This window comes from Okeania sp. (genome assembly GCF_983059655.1).
Window position 1 is genome coordinate 1 of record NZ_CEZPJD010000585.1, and the last position, 5111, is coordinate 5111.

Genomic DNA, 5111 nt, shown 5'->3' on the forward strand with positions numbered 1-5111 from the left:
ATATTAGAAATCAATCAAAAAACAACAAAATTAGTCAAAGATAGTCATATTTTTATACCAGCAAAAACCCCACATAAAATTATTTCAACAGATGCAAATATAGAAACAATTTGGCTTGCTATTCATATTTATTAGCAGAAGGAAGAAAGAAGAAGGAAGAATAAGGAAAAACATTGCATTGTCTGAGTTTTTAACTTTTGATATGTCTTAAACTTTCCTTCGACTGCTATATATCTAATATTATCTCTGATAAATAAGGGAGTAGAGAGAATAGGGAAATTTGCTCTGGATAAATTTTTTGTTTGCGGAGTGCGGAACGGAGTTATATCGTTAATTAGGGCTTGCTGATTAAACCTAAATGTCTTTACTGATATTGGTTTTAGCCTTTTTGGGTAGTGAGAAAGTACCTGGTTTTCAGATCAAAATGTTCAAAAATTTATAATTTTAGGCAAAAGTTGGGCTAAAAAAAATTACTTTCCTGCTCCTCTACTCCCCTACTCCCCCGCTCCCCTACTCCTTAAAAAAGACTTTTTCAGCAAGCCCTAATTATCCAGAGATAACATAATACCTATTCTCAAAAAAATGCTATGTTTAATTAGGGTTTGCGCTCAAAAGTCTTTTAGTAGGGGTAGGAGACAGGAGACAGGAGACAGGAGAAATGGGAATTTAGAGTAGGTAGGAGTAAGAATTGTAAGAATGATTTTTCTGCCCAACTTTTGCCTAAAATACTAACTTTTTGAGCATGAAGAGCTGAAAACCAGGCACTTTTTTCGACCTCAAAAAGACTAAAGTCTTTATATGTCAATGCTTTTAGATTTAATCAGCAAGCCATAATTAAACTCTCAAAAAATATATTTCACACTTTACTAGGAAGTAATGGAGGAGTTATTTGTACTTCAGAATTGAGTTATTCTGCATTTTTTCTGTCTGATAGAAAATTCTAAAAATAATGCTATATTTATTTAACATTTCAGTTATTAATTAATAAGTAAGATTCAGAAATGTTTTTAGCAATTTATTTCCATGAAATAAACATATCTTATTCCTTATTTACCCACTCCCCTGCTCCCCCACTCCCCTACTCCCTTCTCCCTTCTCCTGACTACAATAAATACATAAAAACAAAAATAACCCCATTCCAACAATATACTTAAAAATATCAGGCACTAACGGACTAGGCGAGAAAAACCCCTCAATAATTCCAGCAATAACTAACAACACCACAACACCAAAAACCAACTGTGCAGCTTGAAAACCATAAAACTTTAAAGCATCAATTCGACCATATTTACCCGGAAATAAAATAGCTCTTGCTATTAATAAACCAGCTCCACCAGCAAAAAATATTGCAGGTAACTCCAAAGCACCATGAGGAAATACAAAAGCCCAAAAAGGAACAGCCAAATTATGCTGACCAACTAGGGCACCTATTGCCCCAATTAATAATCCATTAAATACCAACAAATAAACTGTATAAATACCACCACTAATACCACCAGCTACTGCAGAAAAAGAAACCCGTAAATTATTAATCATAATATTACTAGAAGCCATAGGTTCAACTCCTACTATTGACCCCATCCATAATTCTTGACGATCGCGTACCTGAGAAATCAAAGATTCTGGCACTATCAACGACATAAACACTGGGTCTTGCCAACTATACCACCAGGCCACCAACCCACCAAGCAAAAAAAACGCCGTCGCCATTGCCGTATAAGCCCAAGTTTTCTGCACCACTGCTGGAAACCCCCAACGACAAAACTCCCAGACTGCTTGCCATTCCTGCTTCCGGTTTCCCTGATAAATTTGAGTGTAACCACGAGTGGTCAGCCTCTGCAAATCTTGCTCCAGAATATTGCCCACTTGATGAGTTTTAGCACGGGCCAAATCTGCCGATACAGAACGATACAAACTGGCCATTTCCTTGATTTGAGCTGCTGGCAATGATTTTAATCCCTTTTTTTCTACTTGCCTTAATAAAGAGTCTAAATGCTGCCAATTTTTTTCTCTACGTCTAATCCAACGGTTAATATTCATTAAGTTTTCCTAATAGCTACCTATAGCTAGCTTAAGATAAATATAAAATTTTCACTACAAATAATTTAGATAAATTTAGTTATGTCTGAAAATTCAACAACACCAATTGAACTACTAACTGCTGGGAATATTGTTAGTGCTAGTATGAGAATTTATCGAGATCATTTAAAGCCTTATTTTGGTGTAGCTATTCGAGCAACTTTATGGTCTTTTTTGCCATTTTTAGCTTTAATTCCTATCCCTTTAATTTTGATTTATACTCAAGGGGATACCTCAATGTCAATTTTTTTATTATTAATTCCTGTCTGGTTATTATTATTTATTTATTGTTCGGCAAAGTCAATTATTAATAATGCCATAATTGCTAGGTTAGTATTTGGAGAATTAACAAATCAACCAGAAACTGTTCGTGAAGCTAGGCGTACTTTAAAACCTAAAATGTGGGCTTTTTTCTACGCATTTTTTCTATTGTCTGCAATTGGATTTGGTATTTGGTTTATTTTTTCTATGTTCATTGGACTTTTTGCTGGTCTTATTGGTACAATGGCAAATGCTGGTCAGCAAAATGTGGGAACTATAGTATTTTTAGTTTTAATTGTAATTGTTATTTTTATTACTGCCTTAGTTTTTATAGTTCGATTATTGACTCGTTTTTTTGTTTTCGATCTGCCTTTAGCTGTGGAAGAAAATATCACAGCAACTCAAACTTTAGGACGTAGTTGGGAATTGACAAAAGGATATGTAGGGCGAATTTTTGTGGTATTGTTCGTCGCAACTTTAGTGACAATACCAATTGGGATAGTTGTGCAAATTATTGCTGGAGTACTCGAAAATATTCTGAAAGCAACTATTCCTGTTAGCCCAGAAGATCCAAGCTTTCAATTACTATTATTTCTCATTGGATATAGTATTGGATTATTAAGTAATGTCTTTTTATTACCATTCTGGCAAGGTATAAAAGCTGTAATTTATTATGACCTCCGAACTCGTCGAGAAGGTATGGGTTTACAGTTAAGAAAACAAGATATTTAATTTTGTTGTAGAAGGGTCATTTCAGTTATCAGTTGTAAATTTAGCCATGTCTGAAAATCTAATAACAGTAACTAAACTTCTCAGTGTGGGGAATATTGTTAGTGCTAGTATCCGAATTTATCGAGATAATTTTAAGTCTTATTGTGGTGTAGCTATTCGAGCAAATTTATGGTTTTTGTTGCCATTTTTAGCTATAACTCCCATACTTTTAATTTTGATTTATCGTCAGGCAAATATCTTTAGATCAAGCTTTTTATTATTGATTCATGTTTGGCTATTATTGTTTGCTTTTTGTACAACCAAATCAATTGTTAATAGTACTATAATTAGTAGATTAGTATTCGGAGGATTAGCTAATCAACCAGAAACTATTCGTCAAGCTAGGCGGGTTGTCGCACCGAAAAAGTGGATATTTTTTAGGGTATTTTTGGGAATATTTTTAATTGAAACTGTAACTATATTCATACTGATTTTGGTGATGTTATTGTTTTTTGGCATCATTATTACTTATACAAAAATCACGGTAAATGTAAATGATGAGCTAACTACTGTAGTTTCAGCAATAGTTTTTTTTGGTATTTTCTGGATTTTGTTCGCTACATTATTAAGTCGTTTTGTTATTGTTAATATGCCTTTGGTTATAGAAGAAAATATAACTGCAACTCAAACCATAAGGCGGTGTTGGGAATTAACTAAAGGATATATAAGGAAAATTTTTGCGGTCTTGCTAGTCACAATTTTAGTGGCATTACCTATTGGTATGACTTCTTCCATTATTAATGAAATACTCTACTCGATTATAATAATGGAAGCACCTTCTTTTTTCGATTTACCAACTTATTTAAGTTTTTCTCTATATTTTCTACTCTTAGAAGGACCTATGTTGCTTTTAGGATCTGGTATGACTTTGACGTTAATTCTTACAATTATAGGATTTGTATCAAACATTGAAGAACTAAATAATATAAATTTTATGTTACTATCTGTACTATTCGATTATGGCCTTTTTTTTGTACAAAGTATATTTTTATTACCATTCTGGCAAACCATAAAAGCTTTCGTCTACTATGACCTCCGAACTCGTAGAGAAGGTATGGATTTACAGTTAAGAAAACAAAATATTTAATTTTATTAGCAGCAAAGAAGGTAAGCAGAAAATCTCATCAATATTAACAATGAAATTTTTTAATAAAATATCTCTAGAAACTCCAGAAAGTGTGGAATTAGATTTTAATTTAGCCGGAGTGGGCAACCGTGCCTATGCTTTGTTCATCGACTACATTATCTGGAGTCTGATTTTACTTTTTGTCCTGATATTTGGCAGATTTTTTTCTATTCAACTTTCAGATATATGGAAAAATTTTGGAGGTGATAATCAGCAGGCATCATTGTGGATAAGTTCAATTCTGTTATTAATTTTATTTATTATCTATGTCGGATATTTTGTGATTTTTGAAACTATTTGGCAAGGGCAAACACCAGGAAAACGTTATGTGAAAATTAGGGTAATTCGTGATGATGGTAGACCAGTTAGATTACAACAAACAACTCTGAGAGCTTTATTTCGTCCGGTAGATGATACTTTATTTATCGGAATGTTATTAATTTTGTTTAGTAAAAAAGAAAAACGTTTAGGAGACTGGATAGCAGGTACAATTGTGATTCAAGAAGTTAAGGAAGTTGCCGATATAATTTCGACTTCCGAAACAGCAAAAAAATTAGCAAATTATTTACTAGAAGAAGCAGATATTTCTCAATTATTGCCTGAAGATTTTGCTGTAATTCGAGAATATTTACAACGTTCTAAGTTAATGACTAGACAAGCCAAAATAGAGTTGAGTAAAAAGTTAGCAACTGAAGCAAAAGAAATTATTGGTTTGAAACAAACTCCACAAAAAGTTTCGGCTACAGAATTTTTAGAGGCTGTTTATTTAGCTTATGAAGAAAGTGTTTGATAATTAATAATTAATAATTAATAATTAATAATAGAGTTGTTGGGAAATAACTTAAGGTTAGCGAAAAATGAAAACTCAAACTGA

4 protein-coding genes are annotated in these 5111 nt (G+C 32.7%); 3 read left to right on the forward strand and 1 reads right to left on the reverse strand.

Going from position 1 to position 5111, the window contains the following annotated elements:
* Positions 1–1050 precede the first annotated feature (1050 nt).
* Positions 1051–2040 (reverse strand): stage II sporulation protein M, encoded by a 990-nt coding sequence (locus tag AC3DU7_RS24625; RefSeq protein ID WP_488041930.1) that lies wholly within the window; start codon positions 2038–2040, stop codon positions 1051–1053.
* Positions 2041–2121: 81 nt separating this feature from the next.
* On the opposite strand from AC3DU7_RS24625, the gene AC3DU7_RS24630 reads away from it, so the two are divergent.
* Genes AC3DU7_RS24630 through AC3DU7_RS24640 form a run of 3 tightly spaced genes read left to right on the forward strand, consistent with a single transcriptional unit; the run spans position 2122 to position 5027 of the window.
* The gene (locus AC3DU7_RS24630; protein ID WP_488041931.1) at positions 2122–3072 is read left to right on the forward strand and encodes a hypothetical protein; all 951 of its coding nucleotides are present in this window, start codon (positions 2122–2124) and stop codon (positions 3070–3072) included.
* Positions 3073–3118: 46 nt separating this feature from the next.
* A complete protein-coding gene (locus AC3DU7_RS24635; RefSeq protein WP_488041932.1) occupies positions 3119–4198 on the forward strand; it encodes a hypothetical protein in 1080 nt (359 codons plus the stop codon).
* 49 nt (positions 4199–4247) lie between these two features.
* Complete coding sequence (locus AC3DU7_RS24640; protein WP_488041933.1) at positions 4248–5027, forward strand: RDD family protein; 780 nt, start codon at positions 4248–4250, stop codon at positions 5025–5027.
* The last annotated feature ends 84 nt before the right edge of the window (positions 5028–5111 follow it).